The 18,692-nt window shown below is 63.4% G+C and carries 20 protein-coding genes; 9 read left to right on the top strand and 11 right to left on the bottom strand.

Features of this window, described 5'->3' with window-relative positions:
- Positions 1-16 precede the first annotated feature (16 nt).
- A complete protein-coding gene (locus tag AC07UR_RS00955) occupies positions 17-1,258 on the bottom strand; it encodes an SAM-dependent methyltransferase (RefSeq protein ID WP_173418680.1) in 1,242 nt (413 codons plus the stop codon).
- A gap of 285 nt (positions 1,259-1,543) precedes the next feature.
- Positions 1,544-2,113 (bottom strand): elongation factor P, encoded by a 570-nt coding sequence (gene efp, locus AC07UR_RS00950; RefSeq protein WP_065773805.1) that lies wholly within the window; start codon positions 2,111-2,113, stop codon positions 1,544-1,546.
- A 177-nt stretch (positions 2,114-2,290) separates the two neighbouring features.
- Between efp and epmA the strand changes: the two genes are divergently transcribed.
- The 5 genes from epmA (at position 2,291) to AC07UR_RS00925 (ending at position 8,099) form a co-directional block, all read left to right on the top strand.
- The gene (gene epmA, locus AC07UR_RS00945; protein ID WP_209788123.1) at positions 2,291-3,343 is read left to right on the top strand and encodes an EF-P lysine aminoacylase EpmA; all 1,053 of its coding nucleotides are present in this window, start codon (positions 2,291-2,293) and stop codon (positions 3,341-3,343) included.
- Positions 3,340-4,392: a lysine-2,3-aminomutase-like protein gene (locus AC07UR_RS00940; protein ID WP_209788126.1), complete on the top strand. Its 1,053-nt coding sequence runs from the start codon at positions 3,340-3,342 to the stop codon at positions 4,390-4,392. The genes epmA and AC07UR_RS00940 overlap by 4 nt, the downstream gene beginning before the upstream one ends.
- 113 nt (positions 4,393-4,505) lie before the next feature.
- Complete coding sequence (gene sigJ, locus AC07UR_RS00935; RefSeq protein ID WP_234941622.1) at positions 4,506-5,390, top strand: RNA polymerase sigma factor SigJ; 885 nt, start codon at positions 4,506-4,508, stop codon at positions 5,388-5,390.
- Positions 5,391-5,585: 195 nt separating this feature from the next.
- The gene (locus tag AC07UR_RS00930) at positions 5,586-7,028 is read left to right on the top strand and encodes an MFS transporter (RefSeq protein ID WP_209788129.1); all 1,443 of its coding nucleotides are present in this window, start codon (positions 5,586-5,588) and stop codon (positions 7,026-7,028) included.
- 255 nt (positions 7,029-7,283) lie between these two features.
- Positions 7,284-8,099: a class I SAM-dependent methyltransferase gene (locus tag AC07UR_RS00925; RefSeq protein WP_209788132.1), complete on the top strand. Its 816-nt coding sequence runs from the start codon at positions 7,284-7,286 to the stop codon at positions 8,097-8,099.
- Positions 8,100-8,186: 87 nt separating this feature from the next.
- Here AC07UR_RS00925 and AC07UR_RS00920 read toward each other — a convergent pair whose 3' ends face one another.
- Complete coding sequence (locus AC07UR_RS00920; RefSeq protein ID WP_209788135.1) at positions 8,187-8,852, bottom strand: YiaD family glycine zipper/OmpA-like lipoprotein; 666 nt, start codon at positions 8,850-8,852, stop codon at positions 8,187-8,189.
- A 205-nt stretch (positions 8,853-9,057) separates the two neighbouring features.
- On the opposite strand from AC07UR_RS00920, the gene AC07UR_RS00915 reads away from it, so the two are divergent.
- The gene (locus AC07UR_RS00915; protein WP_173418673.1) at positions 9,058-9,696 is read left to right on the top strand and encodes an exopolysaccharide biosynthesis protein; all 639 of its coding nucleotides are present in this window, start codon (positions 9,058-9,060) and stop codon (positions 9,694-9,696) included.
- 82 nt (positions 9,697-9,778) lie between these two features.
- Here the strand turns inward: AC07UR_RS00915 and AC07UR_RS00910 are convergent, their stop codons facing one another.
- The 4 genes from AC07UR_RS00910 to AC07UR_RS00895 form a co-directional block, all read right to left on the bottom strand.
- The gene (locus AC07UR_RS00910; protein WP_209788137.1) at positions 9,779-10,126 is read right to left on the bottom strand and encodes an antibiotic biosynthesis monooxygenase; all 348 of its coding nucleotides are present in this window, start codon (positions 10,124-10,126) and stop codon (positions 9,779-9,781) included.
- A 141-nt stretch (positions 10,127-10,267) separates the two neighbouring features.
- Positions 10,268-11,293 (bottom strand): histone deacetylase family protein, encoded by a 1,026-nt coding sequence (locus tag AC07UR_RS00905; protein ID WP_209788140.1) that lies wholly within the window; start codon positions 11,291-11,293, stop codon positions 10,268-10,270.
- Between the two features lie 222 nt (positions 11,294-11,515).
- The gene (locus tag AC07UR_RS00900; protein WP_209788143.1) at positions 11,516-12,043 is read right to left on the bottom strand and encodes a GNAT family N-acetyltransferase; all 528 of its coding nucleotides are present in this window, start codon (positions 12,041-12,043) and stop codon (positions 11,516-11,518) included.
- Between the two features lie 2 nt (positions 12,044-12,045).
- Positions 12,046-12,624 (bottom strand): helix-turn-helix domain-containing protein, encoded by a 579-nt coding sequence (locus AC07UR_RS00895; RefSeq protein ID WP_209788558.1) that lies wholly within the window; start codon positions 12,622-12,624, stop codon positions 12,046-12,048.
- A gap of 209 nt (positions 12,625-12,833) precedes the next feature.
- Here AC07UR_RS00895 and AC07UR_RS00890 point away from each other — a divergent pair, with 209 nt between their 5' ends.
- Positions 12,834-14,075 (top strand): MFS transporter, encoded by a 1,242-nt coding sequence (locus tag AC07UR_RS00890; protein WP_173418669.1) that lies wholly within the window; start codon positions 12,834-12,836, stop codon positions 14,073-14,075.
- 82 nt (positions 14,076-14,157) lie between these two features.
- Positions 14,158-15,984, top strand: a complete 1,827-nt coding sequence (lepA, locus tag AC07UR_RS00885; protein WP_412728326.1) for a translation elongation factor 4 — start codon at positions 14,158-14,160, stop codon at positions 15,982-15,984.
- Positions 15,985-16,116: 132 nt separating this feature from the next.
- On the opposite strand, the gene AC07UR_RS00880 is transcribed toward lepA, so the two are convergent.
- From AC07UR_RS00880 to AC07UR_RS00865, 4 genes are read right to left on the bottom strand one after another with little or no spacing between them, the layout of a single operon-like run.
- Positions 16,117-16,608, bottom strand: a complete 492-nt coding sequence (locus tag AC07UR_RS00880) for a GNAT family N-acetyltransferase (RefSeq protein WP_412728336.1) — start codon at positions 16,606-16,608, stop codon at positions 16,117-16,119.
- 40 nt (positions 16,609-16,648) lie between these two features.
- Complete coding sequence (locus AC07UR_RS00875) at positions 16,649-17,191, bottom strand: sugar O-acetyltransferase (protein ID WP_234941649.1); 543 nt, start codon at positions 17,189-17,191, stop codon at positions 16,649-16,651.
- 20 nt (positions 17,192-17,211) lie between these two features.
- Entirely contained in the window at positions 17,212-17,691 is a 480-nt protein-coding gene (locus AC07UR_RS00870) for a GFA family protein (RefSeq protein WP_209788159.1), read from the bottom strand.
- Positions 17,691-18,446 carry a type 1 glutamine amidotransferase gene (locus AC07UR_RS00865; protein ID WP_209788162.1) on the bottom strand — a complete coding sequence of 252 codons (756 nt, stop codon included), beginning with the start codon at positions 18,444-18,446 and terminating at the stop codon, positions 17,691-17,693. Before AC07UR_RS00865 ends, AC07UR_RS00870 begins: the two co-directional genes overlap by 1 nt.
- A 77-nt stretch (positions 18,447-18,523) precedes the next feature.
- Between AC07UR_RS00865 and AC07UR_RS00860 the strand changes: the two genes are divergently transcribed.
- Positions 18,524-18,661 carry a hypothetical protein gene (locus AC07UR_RS00860; protein ID WP_173418665.1) on the top strand — a complete coding sequence of 46 codons (138 nt, stop codon included), beginning with the start codon at positions 18,524-18,526 and terminating at the stop codon, positions 18,659-18,661.
- Positions 18,662-18,692: the final 31 nt, after the last annotated feature.

The raw sequence follows: 18,692 nt of genomic DNA, 5'->3' as shown, positions 1-18,692 counted from the left end.
CCGGCAGAAAAGCCGGTCAGATGTTGAGGTCGAGCGCCTGCTCGCGTTCTATGAAGTCGCGCTGGCGGTCGGTGATGTAATCGCGCACGATCGGCGCCGCGTCGCGCGACCGCGACAGCTGCATGTGGAAGACGAGTTGGCTTCCGGTGCGAAACATCATCTCGGCGCTGATCAGATAGAACTCCCACATGCGGGCAAAGCGCTCGTCATACATCGCGATCACCTTGTCGCGGTTGGCTTCGAACCGCGCGCCCCAATGCGCCAGCGTGGTGGCGTAATGCACCCGCAGGAATTCGAGATCGGAGACCCAGAGGCTGTTGCGCTCGACAACGTCGAAGACCTCGGAAAGTGCCGGCGAATAGGCGCCGGGGAAGATGTACTTGCGCAGCCACGCGCTCGCCATGCCCGGCGGGCTCATGTGACCGATCGAATGCAGCACGGCCACGCCGTCATCCGGCATCAAGGCATTGAGTTTCTTGAAGAACTCGTCGTAGTGATGCACGCCGACATGCTCGAACATGCCGACGGAAACAATACGGTCGAATGGCCCCTGAACATCGCGGTAGTCCTTGAGTTCGAAGCGAACGCGGTCGGCAAGCCCTGCGGCCTTTGCCCTTTGGGTCGCCAGCGCCTGCTGTTCCTTCGAAAGCGTGACGCCAAGCACCTCGACGTTTTCGAGCTTGGCCAGGTACATGGCCAGATCGCCCCAGCCGGAACCGATATCGAGCACCTTCATGCCCGGCTCCAGGCAGAGCTTGGAAGCGAGCAGGCGCAGCTTGTTGCGCTGGGCCTTTTCCAGGCTCTCGTCCGGCTCGCGGAAATAGGCGCAGGAATAGAGCATGTTCTCGTCGAGGAACAACTTGTAGAAGTCGTTACCGAGGTCATAGTGATGGGCGACGTTCTCCTGTGCCTTGCCCTTGGGATTGGCCTGCTGGCGCTTGCGGAAGCGCATCTTGATCGCGCGCAGCACCTTCTGGATCGGGTAGGAGCCGAGCGACAACCGGTTGATCGAAAACAGCGTCAGGAAATCCTTGAGCGTCGAGCCTTCCTCGAAGCGCATGGTGCCGTCCATATAGGCCTCGCCGGCCGCCAGCTCCGCATTGAAGACGAGGCTGCGATAGAGCTTCTTGTCGGTGAGCCGCATCGTCACGTGAGGTCCGGGCTCGCCGGAGAAAATGTGCCTCTTGCCATCGGCGTCGATCACCGTCAGGCGACCCTTGCGAATGAACGACTTCATCATGTGCGACAATGGAAACATGCGGACCCTCTCGTGACAGAAACGTCGGTGCGCCGGCATCCTAGCACCCGTTTTTCGAAATGCTCCCCCTAAATTTGTGGTTGCTTATCGAGCCTTTGGCACGGCCTGCAGGTCACGGCGCGCGCCGACGCGCACGGAACGCCGTGGCCGCGCAAAGGGTTCTGCCCCCTGGGATGTCAACGACCAAGGAAAAGGTCTGTCGAAGAAACGACGACGGGGACGGCAGGTTCTACCTGCCGTCCCCGTTTCATGCGATCGTTCGATCGTGCCGGTCTTCAGACCGTGTCAGTCCTTGGCGCGCTCGACATAGGAGCCGTCTTCGGTCGCGATGACGACGCGGGTGCCGGCCTGGATATGCGGCGGCACGAGCGTGCGAACGCCGTTCGAAAGAACCGCCGGCTTGTAGGACGACGATGCCGTCTGGCCCTTGACGACCGGCTCGGTCTCGGTGATTTCGAGCGTCACGTGACGCGGCAGGTCGATGGCGATCGCCAGGCCTTCGTGGATCGAAAGAATGCAGGCCATGCCTTCCTGCAGGTAGGCCTTGAGGTCGCCGATGTCGTCGGTGGTCATGACCAGCTGGTCGTAGCTTTCCGGGTTCATGAAGTGGAAGCCTTCGCCATCTTCATAAAGGAAGGTGTGCTCGCGGTCTTCGACGAAGGCGCGCTCGACCTGCTCGGTCGTGCGGTAGCGCTCGGAGACCTTCACGCCGTCGGAAATGCGGCGCATGTCGACCTGGGTGACCGGCGTGCCCTTGCCCGGATGGAAGTTCTGCGCGGTAAGAACGACATAGAGCTTGCCGTCAACGTCGAGAACGTTGCCCTTGCGGACAGATGAAGCGATGACCTTGACCATTAGTCTTCCTTGTAACAGAGGTATGCGCGACACGGCGCGCCGGGAAAGCCGGCCCCGAAAGACGCGAAAATATGATATCGCGCCGCCACTACCCTAATTTCGTGCAAATAGCCAGCCTGCGCCGGCATTGGCGCGAAGAAAGCCCTGGGGCGCGAAGAAAGCCTGGACCGAACGACCATGTCGCATGCCTCACCCTGGTGGACGCCTGATGTCCATGCCGACCGGCGTCCGTTTCTTCTCGGGCGCAACCGGATCCAGTCGGCTTTGCGCCGGTTCTTCGACGCGCGCGACTTCATCGAAGTCGACACCGCGACGCTGCAGATTTCACCCGGCAACGAGGCTCACCTGCACGCCTTTGCCACCGAGGCGCTCAACCATGACGACTCGGCCCATCCGCTCTATCTGCACACGTCGCCCGAGTTTGCCTGCAAGAAGCTGGTCGCCGCCGGCGAGAAACGCATCGCCTGCTTTGCCCATGTCTACCGCAACCGTGAACGCGGGCCGTTGCACCATCCTGAGTTCACCATGCTCGAATGGTATCGGGCCGGCGAGACCTACGAGACGCTGATGCGTGACTGTGCCGAGATCCTGGCGCTCGCGGCGGAGACGACGGGCACGCACCAGTTCACCTTCCAGGGCCGCACCTCAGACCCCTTCGCCGCGCCGGAACGGCTGGCGGTGGCCGAAGCCTTCGCGCGTTTTGCTGGCATCGACCTGCTCGCCTCGATCGCGCCCGATGGCGGAACCGACCGCGAGATGCTCGCCGCCGCCATGAGATCGGCGGGCCTGCGGGTTGCCGCCGACGACACCTGGGCGGATCTCTTCAGCCGCGTGCTTGTCGAAAAGGTCGAACCGCATCTCGGCTTCGGCCGCGCCACGATCCTCGATGAATACCCCGTTGCAGAAGCAGCCCTTGCCCGGCCGACCGCGCGCGACCGCCGTGTCGCCGAACGCTTCGAGCTCTATGCCTGCGGTGTCGAACTCGCCAATGCCTTCGGTGAACTGACCGATGCTTCCGAGCAGCGCCGCCGTTTCGAGATGGAAATGGCGGAAAAGTCCCGCGTTTATGGCGAAACCTACCCGCTCGACGAGGACTTTCTGGCAGCGCTCGCCATTATGCCCGAAGCCAGCGGCATCGCGCTCGGCTTCGACCGCCTGGTCATGCTGGCGACCGGTGCGACGCGCATCGACCAGGTGCTCTGGGCGCCGGTGGCGGAGACGGCATCATGAACGTCCACCGCCCGATCAAGACGGCCGGAGAACTCGTCGACGCCGGCCTTGTCGAACCGTCGCAGCACGGCGCCGTTTCGCGTGTGGCCGAGCGCTATGCCGTGGCCATCAGCCCGGTGATCGCAAAACTCATCGACCGTAACGACCCGAACGACCCGATCGCCCGCCAGTTCGTGCCGGATTCCGCCGAGCTGACGCTGTTGCCCGAGGAGCGCGAGGATCCGATCGGCGACAAACCGCATAGCCCCGTTGCCGGCATCGTCCACCGCTATCCCGATCGCGTGCTCTTGAAGGCGGTGCATGTCTGCCCGGTCTATTGCCGCTTCTGCTTCCGCCGCGAAATGGTCGGCCCGCAGGGACTGGGCACGCTGACGCCGGCCGAACTCGACGCGGCGATCGCCTATATCACTGAGCATGAGGAGATCTGGGAGGTCATCCTCACCGGCGGCGATCCGCTGGTGCTGTCGCCGCGCCGTCTTGCCGAAATCATGGAACGGCTGAAGCCGATCGACCATGTCAAGATCGTCCGCTTTCATACGCGCGTGCCAGTGGTCGAGCCCGAGCGCATCAATGCCGATCTTGTCGCGGCGCTGAAGGCGAGTGGCAAGGCGACCTATGTGGCGCTGCATGCCAACCATCCGCGTGAACTGACGCCGGAAGCGCGCGACGCCTCGGCCCGGCTGATCGATGCCGGCATCGTCATGGTCAGCCAGTCGGTGCTTCTGAAAGGCGTCAACGACGATGCGGACGTGTTGGCCAGCCTGATGCGCGCCTTCGTCGAAACCCGCATCAAGCCCTATTATCTGCATCATCCGGACCTTGCGCCCGGCACCAGCCACTTCCGGCTGTCAATCGAGGAAGGCCAGGCCCTTGTCGCGTCGCTGCGCGGCCGGGTCTCCGGCCTTTGCCAGCCAGCCTATATCCTCGATATACCCGGCGGCCACGGCAAGGCAGTTATCAGCGCCGCGTCGATCGCGGCGGACGGCGGCGGCTGCTACACCGTTACCGACTTCCGCGGCAACGAGCACACCTACCCGCCAAAGATCTGAGAAAATTTTCAAGCCGACGTCACAGCTGCGCGATGCCAATCGTCAGACGGTCATGAGCAACGATCGCGGCCATCGGCCGTTTGAACTGTAACCAAGGCGCTGAGATGGGTGGCATGAACAGTATCGATATCTTTGAAGCGGCGCGTCCGCGCCTTCTCGGACTTGCCTACCGCATCCTCGGGTCACGCGCGGACGCGGAAGACGCGGTGCAGGACACGTTCGTCAAGTGGCAGGAAGCCGATCAAAAGGCGATCGAAACGCCGGCCGCCTGGCTGACGACGGCCTGCACCCGCCGCTGCCTCGACCTTTTGAAGGCGGCGCACCGCAAGCGCGTCGATTATGTCGGGGCCTGGCTGCCGGAACCGATCCACACGGCAAGCGAAGACAATGCCGAGGAAAAGCTGGCGCTCACCTCGTCGCTCACCACCGCTTTCCTCCTGATGCTGGAGCGGCTGACGCCGAAGGAGCGGGCTGCCTATCTGCTGCACGAGATCTTCGGGCAACCCTATGAGGAGGTTGCCGAAACGCTTGACATGCAGGAGGCAGCAGCGCGCAAGCTGGTGTCGCGCGCCAAGAGCAATATCGGGGTGCAAAAGAGCCGTCACCAGACGCCGCGCGAACGCCAGGACGAATTGCTGTCAGCTTTTCACGCGGCGATCCACGGCGGCAACATTGCCGGCCTTTCGAGCCTGCTCTCCGCCGACGTGCGCCTGACAGCCGACGGCGGCGGCAAGGTGGCGACCGTGCTCGGCGTGCTCGCTGGCAAGGAGACCGTGGTTGCCTTCATCGCTGACCGGCTCACCGAATACTGGGCGCACTACACCTGGGAAATCGCCGAGATCAACGGCGGCCGCGGCATTGTGCTCCGGGGCGAGGATGAAAATGATATCGCCGCCAGCGTTTCCTTCGGCTATGACGGCGATGGAAACGTCAACGATATCTTCATCGTTCGCAATCCGGACAAGCTCACCCATCTCGGTGACGCTGCGGTCCATTGACTTAGAACATTTCCAGGGAAAAGCGCGAGGCGGTCTTCCGCCGGGACATGCGTGGCAACAAACGGATAGAGCGGCTCCCCGGCCCTGTTCAAGGCGGGAGCGTTCTCTTGCGACCGAAGGGTCATGTCGACGGGCGCAGACAGATGCGCCGCAGTCGAGATGCACCGTCGTGACGCACAGGAAAGGCGCAGACATATGCTCGACAAGACACCTGAAACCACCGAGAAGGCCGAGAGCGGCTGGCTCGCGCTCTTGTCAGGCGAAAACGCCATCCACTCCATCGTTCTGAGCGGCGGCGTGGCTCTGCATGCGCTCAACATCTATGTCGTCACCACCATCATGCCGTCGATCGTGCGCGAGATCGGCGGGCTCGAATATTATGCCTGGAGCACCACAGTCTTCGTCGCTGCCTCCATCCTTGGCGCGGCGCTCTCGGCCCGGCTGCTTGCCGCCGTCGGCGCCGGATCGGCCTATGCGATCGGCGCGCTGGTCTTCGGGCTCGGCACGCTCTTGTGTGCCTCTGCCCCCGATATGCTGCTGCTGCTCGGCGGCCGGGCAATCCAGGGCTTTGGCGGCGGCCTGCTCTACGCCCTCGCCTATGGCGTTATCCGCCTGGTGTTTGCGCCTGTTCTCTGGACCCGCGCCATCGGCCTGATCTCGGCGACCTGGGGCACGGCAACGCTGATTGGCCCGGCCGTCGGCGGCATGTTTGCGGAGTTTGCCACCTGGCGCGCGGCCTTCTGGTCGCTGCTGCCGCTGACCGCACTTCTGGCGGCGCTGGCCTTCTGGACATTGCCGCGCAACGCCTCCTCCGAAGGCAGCCGCAGCCCGCTGCCGGTGCTGCAGCTCCTGCTTCTCATCGGCATTGTCCTTGCGCTGTCGATCGCCAGCACACTGTCGACATCGGCCGAACAGCTTGCTTCCGTCGGCGCGGCCTGCCTGATGTTCGCCGTGCTTCTCTTCGCCGAACGCCGGGCCGTCGGCAAGCTCCTGCCGACCGGCAGCTTCACCATAACCGCCCCACTGGCAGCCCTTTATGCGACGATCACGCTTCTGATGATCGGCATGCAGCCGGAGATCTACGTGCCTTATCTGCTGCAGGAACTGCATGGGCTGTCGCCACTTGTAGCCGGCTACATCGCCGCGCTGATGTCGATCGGCTGGACCGCCGGATCGATGACGAGCGCGCACTGGCATGGCGACAGGGCGCAGCGCACGATTTTCGCCGGACCAGGCTTCGGCTTTGCCGGCCTTGCGCTGATCGCCGTGTTCATGCCGATGACCGGTTTCGGCTTCGCCACCATCGCAATACCGCTGTCCATCGGCATCACGGCGGTCGGCTTCGGCATGGGCTTCGCCTGGCCGCATATCGTCACGGCCGTCTACGAGCTGGCGCCCAAGGGCGAAGAGGAGAAAGCATCGAGCTCGATCACCACCGTGCAGCTTTTCGCCGCTGCCCTCGGCGCCGCGCTTGCCGGCCTGACCGCCAACCTGGCGGGTATCGAGGCGAGCAGCGCCGAAGGCGTCGCGCGCGCGACGCAGTGGCTCTTCTGGCTGTTTGCGCTGGCGCCGGCGCTGGCGATGCTGACGGCGAGGCGCGTCCGCCGGGCGCGAGCGGCAAGAGCCGCTGACGCGTAAGACGCAGATCTGCGCCATCGCCTCCTCGGCCGCCTGCCCTGCATAAACCCTTAAATTGAATCGGATTCGGGGATAAAATATGCGGCAGGCTTGAAGCGCTGCGACGTCCTCTACGGGTCCTATCGGACACGCGGCACTTTAGGGCATTTCCGGTGTAAACGGATTCATAGTAACGCCCTATCGCTTTGTTTCTACGCATTTTCTGACGGAAAACCGCTTCGCACTTTTCCTGGAAATGCTCTAGTGGAGGAAACGATGGATGCCGACGGGATCGGCCTGAGTGGTGCTCGGGAAACGCTGCTGATCACTCTGCAGGCAAAGGCCGCCGAAAGCGCGCTGCCCGATTCGTTGCTCGGCGACCGGTTCGCCGCCGATGCCATGCGGCGGCTCGGGCAGGCGGCACCACATCTCGACGTCGGCCACGACATGACGATCGGCATCGCCCTGCGCGCCTATCTGGTCGACCAATGGACGCAATCCTTCATCACCCGGAACCCGGATGCCACCGTCCTCCATCTCGGCTGCGGCCTCGACAGCCGTGTTTTCCGCATCGACCCGGCGCCCGAGGTGCGGTGGTTCGACATCGATTTCCCTGATGTGATTGCCTTGCGCCGCCGGCTCTATCCGGATCGCGCCAACACCACATTGATCGGATCATCGGTGACGGAGGCGGGATGGCTTGCGACCATACCAGACGACAGGCCGGCGATCGTCGTCGCCGAAGGCCTCCTGCCCTATCTGGCGGCAGACGACGTCTACCGCCTGCTCCGGCGTCTTGTCGATCATTTGCCCGCTGGCGAGATCGTCTTCGACGGATACAGCCATCTCGGCCTGCATTTGCTGCGCTTCAATCCGGCCATCCGCGCCACGGGTGCCGCGCTTTCCTGGGGTATCGACGATCCCCGCATGCTGGAGCGCCAGGTGCCGGGTCTCAGCCTTTTGGAAGAGGTCACGGCCTACGATCCGGGCCAGATCGACAGGATGTCGGCCGCAGCCCGCATCGCCGTCCACGTCTTCAGCATGGTTCCCACCCTGCACCGGATGGGGCGGCTCTTGCGCTACCGCTTCTGACGCCACTGCCGCTGAGTTACCCGAAAAGAAGAAGGGCCGCACCGGTTGCGGCGCGACCCTTCGATATCAGCGATCGATGCGATCCGATCAGCCCTGCTTGATCGGCGCGATCGAGATTTCGACGCGGCGGTTCTGCGCCCGGCCGGCTTCAGTGCTGTTGGAGGCGACCGGCCGTTGCGGGCCGAAGCCCATGGTGGCCATGCGGCGCTGGTCGACGCCCTGGCTTGCCAGATAGTTGGCAACGGACGCGGCGCGGCGCTCGGAGAGGCCCTGGTTGTGCGAGGCGCTGCCGGTGGAATCGGTATGGCCGTCGACGTCGATCAAGGTTCTGTTGAACTTGCGCAGCACGATCGCCACGGAGTTCAGCGTGTCGTAGAAGGCCGGGATTACCTGGTCGCGGTCGGTGGCAAACGTGATGTTCGACGGCATGTTCAGGATGATGCGGTCGCCGGCGCGGGTGACCGAAACGCCGGTACCCTGCAGCTGGGCGCGCAGTTCCGATTCCTGGCTGTCCATGTAGTTGCCGACGAGGCCGCCGCCGAGCGCGCCGATGCCGGCGCCGACGAGCGCTGCATCGCGCCGCCCTGCAGCACTGCCGCCAACGAGAAGGCCGGTCGCCGCACCGAGGCCCGCGCCGATCAGCGCGCCACCGGCCGTGTTCGACATCTTCTGCTCACCCGTATAGGGATCGGTGGTCGTGCATCCCGAGAGATAGATGGCCGCAACAGCCAATATGGCGCATTTCTTGATCATAGAATCAATGGTCCCTATTCGTGCTCTAAAGTGCTTCATACTAGCGATTGCGGCAGGAAGATGAAGAGGCGTCCCACTGATGCCACGGTTTGACGACAAATGGCGCATCGGCCGCAACGAAGTCACGAAACGGCCGGACACTAACCGATCCTTCACACGCCGTTGATAGCAAGGGCGTTCTGGAAAAATCGAGGCGGACGATCTGATGGCAATCGAGTTTGGCGACACGCAACGCAGTCTCAGCGACACGCTGAACGGCATGATCGGCTCCATCCGCGGCAACACGATCACCCTTCGCGACCTGATGACGGGGATCGGCGAACAGGGCTTTCTGCTCTTGTGCGCACTGCTGACGCTGCCGTTTCTGCTGCCGGTTTCCATTCCCGGCGTCAGCACCGTTTTCGGCGCGGCCATCATCCTGATTTCGATTTCGATCACGCTCAACCGCCTGCCCTGGATGCCGCAACGCATCCTCGACCGGCAGATCGAGACGGAAAAACTGGTGCCGACGCTCAAGAAGGGGGCGGCGCTCGTCTCCAAGCTCGACCGTTTCGTGCGGCCGCGCTTCGGCTTCCTGACGCAAGGGGCGCTGATGAACCGTTTCAACGGCCTGATGATCATGGCCGGTGGCGTGCTCCTGATGTTCCCGCTCGGCCTCATCCCGCTGTCAAACACGCTGCCGGGCATTGCCATCCTGCTCCTGTCGCTCGGCATCATCCAACGCGACGGGCTGATGGTCGCCGGCGGCTATCTGTTCCTGATTGCCACGACGATCTACTTCACCGTTCTCGCCTACATGGCCTTTGCGGCCGGCCAGGGCCTGTCCACCTTCTTCGTTTCCTAATCCGCATCGCCACAGCGATCCTGACGCGTCACGATCGACGCGTCGGGTGCCGGTCCGGCAGAGAGGCCGGAGCGACGGAATGTCAGGCCGCCTGGAAACTCTTGTAGCTGGCGGAATCGGTCTCGACGCCGAGCTTTTCCATCAGAGCCGCACGATCGATACCAAGGCTCCTATCGAACGCGCCAATCGCTGCTGCGACCTTCGGCGCAAACTCTTCGCTTGCAAATTCGATCATGGTGCAGAAGTTGAACTTTCCCGGGCCGGCATGCTGCTCGAGGAACAGATCCTTGACGTAGCCTTCCTGGCTGCGGATGACCGCAAGCGTCTTTTCCACCAGGTCCACGAAATCGGCTCGCGCCGACGCAGGGACGACGAATTTGTTGATGCGATAGAGTGGCGCGATGACGTCAGCCTGTGTGCTGCTGCTCATGAAATTCTCCCTTACGTGTCTCTTCAAGGCCCACCGGCGACCATTCGGCAGCGGGCAGAAACATGCCTACGACCTCAAGCAAAGTTGAGGTCAACAGGGAGCCGGGAAAAATCTTCATTACCGCCTGACGGCCGGAGCAGCTCAGGAGGCAATGCCCTTGAGCACATTGGCAACGTTGAGCCCGATTTCCGGCACGCCATAACCGCCCTCCATACAGACGACAACAGGCAGGGCGGCCTTCTTCAACCGCTCGCCCATGAGAAGATAGTCCTCCGACTTCAGCTTGAATGTCGAAATCGGATCGCGCTCGAAGGTGTCGACACCGAGCGAGACCACCAGCGCTTCGGCGCCGAAGGCTTCGATGCGGTGAAGCGCATCGTCCATCGCGGCCGACCAGGCGGCGAATTCGGTGCCGCGCGGCAGCGGGTAGTTCTTCGTGGAGCCGAGCCCTTCGCCTGCCCCCTCCTCGTCGGCGAAGCCGAGAAAATAAGGGAAGGCGTCGACGGGATCGCCATGCAGGGAGGCGAAGTAGACGTCGCCACGCTCGTAGAAAATGTCCTGAGTGCCGTTTCCGTGATGGAAATCGACATCGAGCACGCCCACCCTGGCGGCACCGAGATCGCGCAGACGCTCAGCGGCGCAGGCGGCATTGTTGATGAACGAATAGCCACCGTAGAGATCGATCGCCGCGTGATGGCCGGGCGGACGACAAAGCGCGAAGGCTGCTTTTGCGCCACCATTGATGTGCTCGGCCGCCGAAAGCGCGCAATCCATCGCCGCTCGCGCGGCCGCATAGGTGCCTTCGGTGATCGACGTTTCCGCGGCAAAGGCGTAGTAGCCAAGTGCGCCGTCGATATCCCTGGGCGGGTGCTGGCGCATGCGGCGGGCAGGAAAGCTGGTCGGGATCGCCTCGCCGCGATAGCCGTCGGCGACCCAGCGCGACCAGGCGGTTTCGAGGAATTCGAGATAGTCGGCCGCGTGCAGCTTGGCGGCCGTTTCCAACCCATGGCGAGCCGGCGCGACAACGTCACGGAAGCCCGCTTCCTTCACCGCCGCGAGGATCCATTCGGCCCGAAACGGCGCTTCGAACGGCGACACGAGCTCTCCGCCGAACAGTTCGGTCCTGGCGTCGCGGAGCTTGTGGTCGTCGGAAAAGAAAACGCGCATGGCAATGTCCCGGTTGAGTTGGCGAAGCAAAGAAGCGTCGTCAACCTAGCCCAGGGTCCGGGCCGCTGGCTACCGCCGCGGACGCCCCTCATCCGGCCTGCCGGCCACCTTCTCCCCGCACGCGGGGCGAAGGAGACATGCGGCAGCCTCCCGTTCACCCTCTCCCCGCAAGCGGGGAGAGGGTCGGGATGAGGGGCGCATGCAAAAAAAGAGCAACAATCCCTAAGCCGCGATGCGCTTGTAGAAGAGCGTGGTGGCGCAAAGGCCGCCTTCCGGCCACATCGCATAATCGGGGATGACGCCGACGCGCTCCCATCCAAGTCGCGGATAGATCGCTTCGGCTTCGCTGCCGGTTGCCGTGTCAAGCACCAGCAGCGTCTTGCCGCGCCGAGCTGCTTCCTGCTCGACGGCCTGCATCAACAGCCGGGCGACGCCCTTGCCGCGGGCGGCGCGATGGACGAGCAGCTTCTTCAGGTCGCCGCGATGCGGCTGGTTGGGCATCTGCGCGACACCGACCTGGACGGTCCCGACGATCCGCCCTTCGTCTTCGGCGACCATCAACAGCGTTTCCTCGGCGGCGACCGCATCGGCAACGCCCTGCCAGTAGGCGAGCGCTGCCTGCGGCGGATAGGGCTGCATGAAGCCGACGGATGCGCCACCCTCAACGCAATCGGACAGCACTTCGGCAAGCGCCGGCATGGCGGAACGGGCCTCGATTTCCTCGAGGAGACTGATTTTGATGTCAGGCATGGTCAGGTCCTGGTTCGGCTGAGGATAACGGCATAGTGAGCCGGCTCATCATGAGGATTGTGAAAGACGTGGGCCTGTTCGAGCCCCATGAACAGGCAGTCGCCTGCCTCGAGCACGCAGAGCCCCGATTCCATCGTCAGTTCGAGCCGGCCGGAGAAAAGCCAGAGATGCTGGGTGATGCCGCGGTCGGCCGGTTGCCGCTCGAACACGACGCGCGCGCCCGGAGGAAACTCGACCTCGACGATATCGACCGGCGAGCCGACACCCTCGGGCGAGACCGAGCGGCGCAGATAGCCGGATTCCGGATCCCGCCAAAGTCTTTGATCGGCGCGCCGCGCAACCGGCGAAGCCTGCTCGACCTCAAAGGCGAAGAGCGCCGAGAGTGTGGTCGAGAGTGCGCTGCAGAGCTTAGCCAGCAATTGCGCCGTCGGGCTGACCTCGCCGCGCTCGATGCGCGAGATCATCGCCCGGCTGACGCCCGACCGCGTCGCCAGATCGTCGAGCGTCAGGTTCTGTTCGATACGCAGCGAACGGACGCGGTCGCCGATGGCCTGTTCGAGTGGGTCGCTCATGTTTTCCATTATTTGAGATTGCATTTCTCATATATTAGAGTCAAGACCATAACCATCTGAAAATAGAGGCGGCAGATGCCGCTTTGGCGACATTGCGACGAGGCGATTTCGGCTAAGGTCGGCAACGAGTATCCGAAGCGAAAAGACGTTCCACCTCAATAATTTAGACGCCCCTCATGCAACAAACCGTTGCGCCTTACGAAACGGATCGGCACGACATGGACAAGCAACCCTCCTCGCTGACCTCGATCGCCAGCATCGTGACGTCGATGACATCCGTGGCGATCGGCAACGGCATGATGCTCGCCTATGTGCCTTTCATGCTCACCCGATCCGATGCGCCGGAATGGGTTCCGGGCGCCGCCGTCACCATGATTGCCTTTGGTGGTCTTGTCGGCTGCGTCATCGCTGGGCCGATGATCCGCCGCGTCGGGCATGCCCGGGCGTTCTCCTGCTCGATGGCGCTCGTCATCCTTTCAGCGCTGACCATCAGCCTCGGCATGCACCCGATCCTCTGGGTGCTCGCGCGCGGCCTCTACGGCGCTGCCGGCAACACCAATTTCATCATCAGCCAGAGCTGGCTCAACCATGCCAGCGACAATCGTTGGCGCGGCAGGGCAATGGCGATGTTCTACATGGCCTATGTGATCGGGCTCGGCACCGGCGCCTGGCTGTTCGGGCAGATCCCCGCCGACGGCAACCTGCCGCCGCTCATCACCATCTTCTTCACCGCTCTTGCCATCTTGCCGATCGGCCTCACCCGCCTGCCGACGCCGCCGGCACCCGCCAAGGTCAGCATCGACATTCCGATGGTCTGGCGCGCTTCGCCCGTCGCCTTCATCGGTGTGCTGGCCGCCGGTGGTCTTTCGATGGTGGTGCAGGGCTTCACGCCGATCTACGCGGCGGCCAACCAGGTGAGCCAGGGCGACGTCGCCAACCTGATGTTCGTGATGCAGCTCGGGCTGATCGCCATCCAGTATCCGATGGGCACGCTGTCGGACCGGGTCGACCGCCGGCTGGTGCTGATCGCCACCTGCCTCATCATCGTTATCGCCGGCTTCTTCGCGCTTTCCGCAACCTTCGGCAATCTCCTCTTGCTGATGGTGGTCTTCGCGCTCTTTGCCGGTGCCGTCGAGACCGTCTATTCCATCGCCAACGCCCATGCCAACGACCGCACCGATCCGGCAGATTTCGTACCGCTGGCAAGCACCATGCTTGTCGCCTGGTCGGTGGCCGCAACCCTGGTGCCGATGCTGGTGACGGTGCTGACGCCGGTGTTCGGGCCACGTACCTTCATCTATGCCGCCATGGCCGTTGCAGCCCTCTACGCGCTGTTCGTGCTTGCCCGCCTGAGGAAACGCGACGAGGTGCCGGCGGGCGAGCGCGAGACCTTCGAACTGAAGAGCGCGCAGATCCCGAATGCCGGTGCGCTGATCGACGCCGAGGCGAGAGCCGAATAACCGCGCGCGCCCTGCGATTTATAGTGAACGAAGCCTTCATTTCCCGCTTTGCGCGGCTTGAAGGCACTGCTATATGCGGCCCATGAGCACAACATCTTCCAAGACGCCCCTGTCGCATATCCGTAACTTCTCGATCGTGGCCCATATCGACCACGGCAAATCGACGCTGGCTGACCGACTGATCCAGTCGACGGGCGGCCTTGCCGAGCGGGAAATGTCCGAGCAGGTGCTCGACAGCATGGATATCGAGCGCGAGCGCGGCATCACCATCAAGGCCCAGACCGTGCGTCTGCACTACAAGGCCAATGACGGCGAGACCTACGTGCTAAACCTCATCGACACGCCCGGCCACGTCGACTTCGCCTACGAAGTCTCGCGTTCGCTGTCGGCCTGCGAAGGTTCGCTGCTGGTCGTCGACGCCTCCCAGGGCGTCGAAGCCCAGACGCTCGCCAACGTCTACCAGGCGATCGACAACAACCACGAGCTCGTTACCGTGCTCAACAAGATCGACCTTCCCGCCGCCGAACCGGAGCGGATCAAGGAACAGATCGAAGAAGTGATCGGCATCGACGCGTCCGACGCCGTGCTGATCTCGGCAAAGACCGGCCTCGGCATTCCTGACGTCCTCGAAGCGATCGTCACCAAGCTGCCGGCGCCAAAGAGCGAGGGCGGCGATGTGGCTCCCCTGAAGGCGCTCTTGGTCGACAGCTGGTATGACACCTATCTCGGCGTCATGGTTCTCGTGCGCATCATCGACGGCACGCTGAAGAAGGGCATGACCATCCGCATGATGGGCACGGATGCCAAGTATTCCGTCGAACGCATCGGCGTGCTGACGCCGAAGATGGTGGCGATGGATGCGCTTGGCCCCGGCGAGATCGGCTTCATCACCGCCTCGATCAAGGAAGTGGCCGACACCCGCGTCGGCGACACCATCACCGAAGACAAGCGCCCGACCGCCAAGGCCCTGCCGGGCTTCAAGCCGGCACAGCCGGTGGTGTTCTGCGGCCTGTTCCCGGTCGATGCCGCCGACTTCGAGGACCTGCGCTCGGCGATGGGCAAGCTGCGCCTCAACGACGCGTCGTTCTCGTTCGAAATGGAATCGTCTGCCGCTCTCGGCTTCGGCTTCCGCTGCGGCTTCCTCGGCCTGCTGCACCTCGAAATCATCCAGGAACGCCTGGAGCGCGAGTTCGACCTCGACCTGATCGCGACGGCCCCTTCGGTCGTCTACAAGCTGTTCATGACCGACGGCTCGGAGCGCGAACTGCACAACCCGGCCGACATGCCCGACGTCGTCAAGATCGCCGAGATCCACGAGCCGTGGATCCGCGCGACTATCCTGACGCCCGACGACTATCTCGGCGGCATCCTGAAGCTCTGCCAGGACCGGCGCGGCATCCAGATCGAGCTGACTTACGTTGGCACCCGCGCGATGCTGACCTACGACCTGCCGCTCAACGAAGTCGTGTTCGATTTCTACGACCGGCTGAAGTCGATCTCCAAGGGCTACGCCTCGTTCGACTACCAGATCACCGACCACAAGGAAGGCAACCTTGTGAAGATGTCGATCCTCGTCAACGGCGAACCGGTCGACGCGCTGTCGATGATGGTGCACCGGATGGCCGCCGAAAAGCGCGGTCGCGAAATGTGCGAGAAGCTCAAGGAGCTGATCCCGAAGCACATGTTCAAGATCCCGATTCAGGCAGCGATCGGCGGCAACGTCATTGCCCGCGAAACCATCTCAGCGCTCCGCAAGGACGTGACGGCCAAGTGCTACGGCGGCGACGCCACCCGCAAGCGCAAACTTCTGGAAAAGCAGAAGGCCGGCAAGAAGCGCATGCGCCAGTTCGGCAAGGTGGAGATCCCGCAGGAAGCCTTCATCGCTGCGCTCAAGATGGGCGACGAGTAGCGGTTCGACTGCCGCTCCATCAACGTAGAGAACGGGCGACCTGAGGGTCGCCCGTTCTGTTTGATCCATGCGTCGGCCAAGGGTGGGAACGCGTGAGCTAAACACGCACAAGCGGAAGCGGAAACGCTCGCCTCAGGTTTCGGTCAACAAGTACCGTTTGGAAACCCGATCCACCAGTCGGCCGCTTTTCAGCGGCACCGCCTTGTCCACCTTGTAATCAACGAAGCCCATCTTGCCGTAGTAGGCGAGGCCGCCAACATTGTCGGCGCGGATGGTGGCGTTGATCGCCGTCAGACCCAACGCACGGGCATTGTCTTTCGTCGCGGCAAAGAGTGCCGTGCCGGCGCCGCGCACCTTGGCGTCGGGTCGGGAGAACGTGCCGATATCGGCCCAGCCCTCCGGCAATGCGTCATAGCGCTCGAGCGCCTGGAACGCGCAGGGGCGGCCATCCGTATCCTCGGCGACGAAGCAGCTGACGAAGCCCGGGCCGGCGAGATAATGCGCGGTGAAGCTTTCGGGCGTGAACGGCGTTTCGTTGGCGGTGGTGCCGCCGATCCGGATGATCTCGTTGAGGAAGCTGCAGAGCTCCGGCACGTCGACAGGGGTTGCCGGGCGCACCTTGATCGTTGCCATCTCGTCGACCACTAAAAATCTCCTTGTTGAATTATCGCTTGCCGGATGGCGGAAGAAGCCGCGCCGGGTTGCCGACAACGGTCGCACCGGCCGCCACGCCTCTCGTGACCACAGATCCGGCCCCGACGATGGCGCCGTCGCCGATGGTTACACCCCCGAGGATGATGGCGCCGCCGCCGATCCAGACGTCCTTGCCGACCACGACCGGCCTCGCGATCTCGATGCCGCGGCTTCGAAGCGGCACTTCCTTGTGATGCTCGGCACAATAGACTTGCACGCCTGGACCGAGCATCGAGCCTTCGCCGATCGAAATGCGACCACTGTCGAGCATGGTGCAGCCGGCATTGAGATAGACGCGGGGGCCGAGCGATATGTTGATGCCATAGGAGCAGTGAAACGGCGCCTCGATGAAGACATGGTCGCCAACGTTGGAAAAAAGCGCCCGGAGTGCTGGAGCCATCGATCCGCGGGCGTCAGGCGCCATGGTATTGTGCTGGTGCACGGCGTCACGCGCCCGCTGGCGCAGCTGCTCGAGCTCCGGATCGAGGCAGCAATACCATTCGCCCGCCGCCATCTTGTCGCGCTCGCCGACGCTCACGTCTTTGCCTTTGCCTCGGCTGCTTCCCGCCGCGCCAGGCTCTCGGCCGGCCACAGCGTCTTCATGTCGTAGTAGATCTCAAAGGCCGGGGCCCCACCTTGCAGCGACAGCCAGGAGACCTTCGAGCGGGTAAAGATATGGGCATCCGGCGGGAAATCCGATGGGCGATCGAGGCTTGCGATGCGCAGGAAGGAAAGCCAGCCGCGCCGACCGTAATCGCTCCAGAGCGCCGTCTGGCATTCAGCGCAGCGATAGACGTCGTGCGGACGGCCGCTCTCGGTCGGCAGCGTCACGAGGATGGGGTCGCCGGCCGTCAGCTCGATATTCTCCCTTTCGATGACGCCGTTGACGACAAAGGCGCTTCCGACCTGGCGCTGGCAATCGGTGCAATGGCAGCAATTGACGAACATTGGCAGCTGTTTCAGCCGATAGCGGATGCGCCCGCAGAAGCAGCCGCCGCCGATCCCCTCGTCCATCAGCAGGCCTCCTCCAGCACCTCGTTGCTCGGCGCCGCGACAGAGGCATCGTCGCGCCTGATGGTGGCGACCCAGGCGCGCGCCAAGGCGAGGCCCGCTGCATTGGCCTTCTCGCCATGCCGCCTTGCATGGGCGGGATACTGCGCCAGCCAGGTCGGATCGAGGCGATTGATGGTCTGCGGGAACGAACGGTTCCAGTCTTCGACAAGATCCGTATCGGCCTCGAAGTGGAACTGCGTTCCATAGGCCGCACGCCCGACGCGAAACGCCTGATGCCGCGTTACGTCGTTTTCGGCAAGGTGCACGGCCTCTTCCGGAAGTGTGAAGGTATCGCCGTGCCACTGGAAGATCGGGAAGCTTTCGCCGACGGATGCCAGCACCGGATCGCTCTGCCCTTCGGTGCGCACCCGCACCTCGTGCCAGCCGAATTCCTTGGCTTCACCGAGCAGGTTTTTCGCACCATAGGCACGCGCGAGCAGCTGGCTGCCGAGGCAGATGCCGAGCACGGAACGTTCGCTATCGCCGAACCGGCGCATCAGAGCCGCGAGCTGCGGCAGGTAGGGGAAAGCCGCGTCGTCAAGCGCGCTCTGCTCGCCGCCCAGCACCACCAGCGCATCGAAACCATCGGGTGTTTCCGGAACCGGGTCGCCGGCATAGGCGCGGCGAACCTCGATCTCCGCCTTGACCTCGCGAAGCGCCGTGCCGACCTGGCCGAGCTCGGTCTTCGCCATGTTTTCCACCACCAGTACCCGCATCAGAACCTTCCCTTCGCCGTCTCGGCTGAAGATTGAACACGACAGGCGTCTCGGTTCAAGAGGCGAGAAAGCACGCCATGCGCATTGCCAGGCAATCGGGCACGAAGCATCCGGGACTTGACTTCCGCGCCAAACTTTCCGACCTTCCCGGCATCATGATGCTCGCGATTTCTTCTCTTCGCTGCTTCCGGGTGTGCCCGATCGCAGGAACCTGACCCCAGCCCGGATGCTTGCGCTCTCCGGGTC

The sequence above is a fragment of the Ensifer sp. GW821-FHT05G01 genome (assembly GCF_059419585.1).
The sequence above is the reverse complement of the archived record's forward strand: the minus strand, read 5'-3'. Positions and strand labels throughout refer to the sequence as shown.

Excerpts from the sequence above, each read along its gene's own strand:
- AC07UR_RS00910 (WP_209788137.1), bottom strand. The coding sequence starts at position 10,126 with ATGAGCAGCAGCACACAGGCTGACGTCATCGCGCCACTCTATCGCATC.
- AC07UR_RS00920 (WP_209788135.1), bottom strand. The coding sequence starts at position 8,852 with ATGATCAAGAAATGCGCCATATTGGCTGTTGCGGCCATCTATCTCTCG.
- AC07UR_RS00870 (WP_209788159.1), bottom strand. The coding sequence starts at position 17,691 with ATGGACGAGGGGATCGGCGGCGGCTGCTTCTGCGGGCGCATCCGCTAT.
- AC07UR_RS00895 (WP_209788558.1), bottom strand. The coding sequence starts at position 12,624 with ATGGAAAACATGAGCGACCCACTCGAACAGGCCATCGGCGACCGCGTC.
- AC07UR_RS00860 (WP_173418665.1), top strand. The coding sequence starts at position 18,524 with ATGCGCATTGCCAGGCAATCGGGCACGAAGCATCCGGGACTTGACTTC.
- AC07UR_RS00915 (WP_173418673.1), top strand. The coding sequence starts at position 9,058 with ATGGCAATCGAGTTTGGCGACACGCAACGCAGTCTCAGCGACACGCTG.
- epmA (WP_209788123.1), top strand. The coding sequence starts at position 2,291 with ATGTCGCATGCCTCACCCTGGTGGACGCCTGATGTCCATGCCGACCGG.
- AC07UR_RS00930 (WP_209788129.1), top strand. The coding sequence starts at position 5,586 with ATGCTCGACAAGACACCTGAAACCACCGAGAAGGCCGAGAGCGGCTGG.
- AC07UR_RS00875 (WP_234941649.1), bottom strand. The coding sequence starts at position 17,191 with ATGGCGGCGGGCGAATGGTATTGCTGCCTCGATCCGGAGCTCGAGCAG.
- AC07UR_RS00955 (WP_173418680.1), bottom strand. The coding sequence starts at position 1,258 with ATGTTTCCATTGTCGCACATGATGAAGTCGTTCATTCGCAAGGGTCGC.
- AC07UR_RS00905 (WP_209788140.1), bottom strand. The coding sequence starts at position 11,293 with ATGCGCGTTTTCTTTTCCGACGACCACAAGCTCCGCGACGCCAGGACC.
- AC07UR_RS00925 (WP_209788132.1), top strand. The coding sequence starts at position 7,284 with ATGGATGCCGACGGGATCGGCCTGAGTGGTGCTCGGGAAACGCTGCTG.
- efp (WP_065773805.1), bottom strand. The coding sequence starts at position 2,113 with ATGGTCAAGGTCATCGCTTCATCTGTCCGCAAGGGCAACGTTCTCGAC.
- lepA (WP_412728326.1), top strand. The coding sequence starts at position 14,158 with ATGAGCACAACATCTTCCAAGACGCCCCTGTCGCATATCCGTAACTTC.
- AC07UR_RS00890 (WP_173418669.1), top strand. The coding sequence starts at position 12,834 with ATGGACAAGCAACCCTCCTCGCTGACCTCGATCGCCAGCATCGTGACG.
- AC07UR_RS00900 (WP_209788143.1), bottom strand. The coding sequence starts at position 12,043 with ATGCCTGACATCAAAATCAGTCTCCTCGAGGAAATCGAGGCCCGTTCC.
- AC07UR_RS00940 (WP_209788126.1), top strand. The coding sequence starts at position 3,340 with ATGAACGTCCACCGCCCGATCAAGACGGCCGGAGAACTCGTCGACGCC.
- sigJ (WP_234941622.1), top strand. The coding sequence starts at position 4,506 with ATGAACAGTATCGATATCTTTGAAGCGGCGCGTCCGCGCCTTCTCGGA.
- AC07UR_RS00865 (WP_209788162.1), bottom strand. The coding sequence starts at position 18,446 with ATGCGGGTACTGGTGGTGGAAAACATGGCGAAGACCGAGCTCGGCCAG.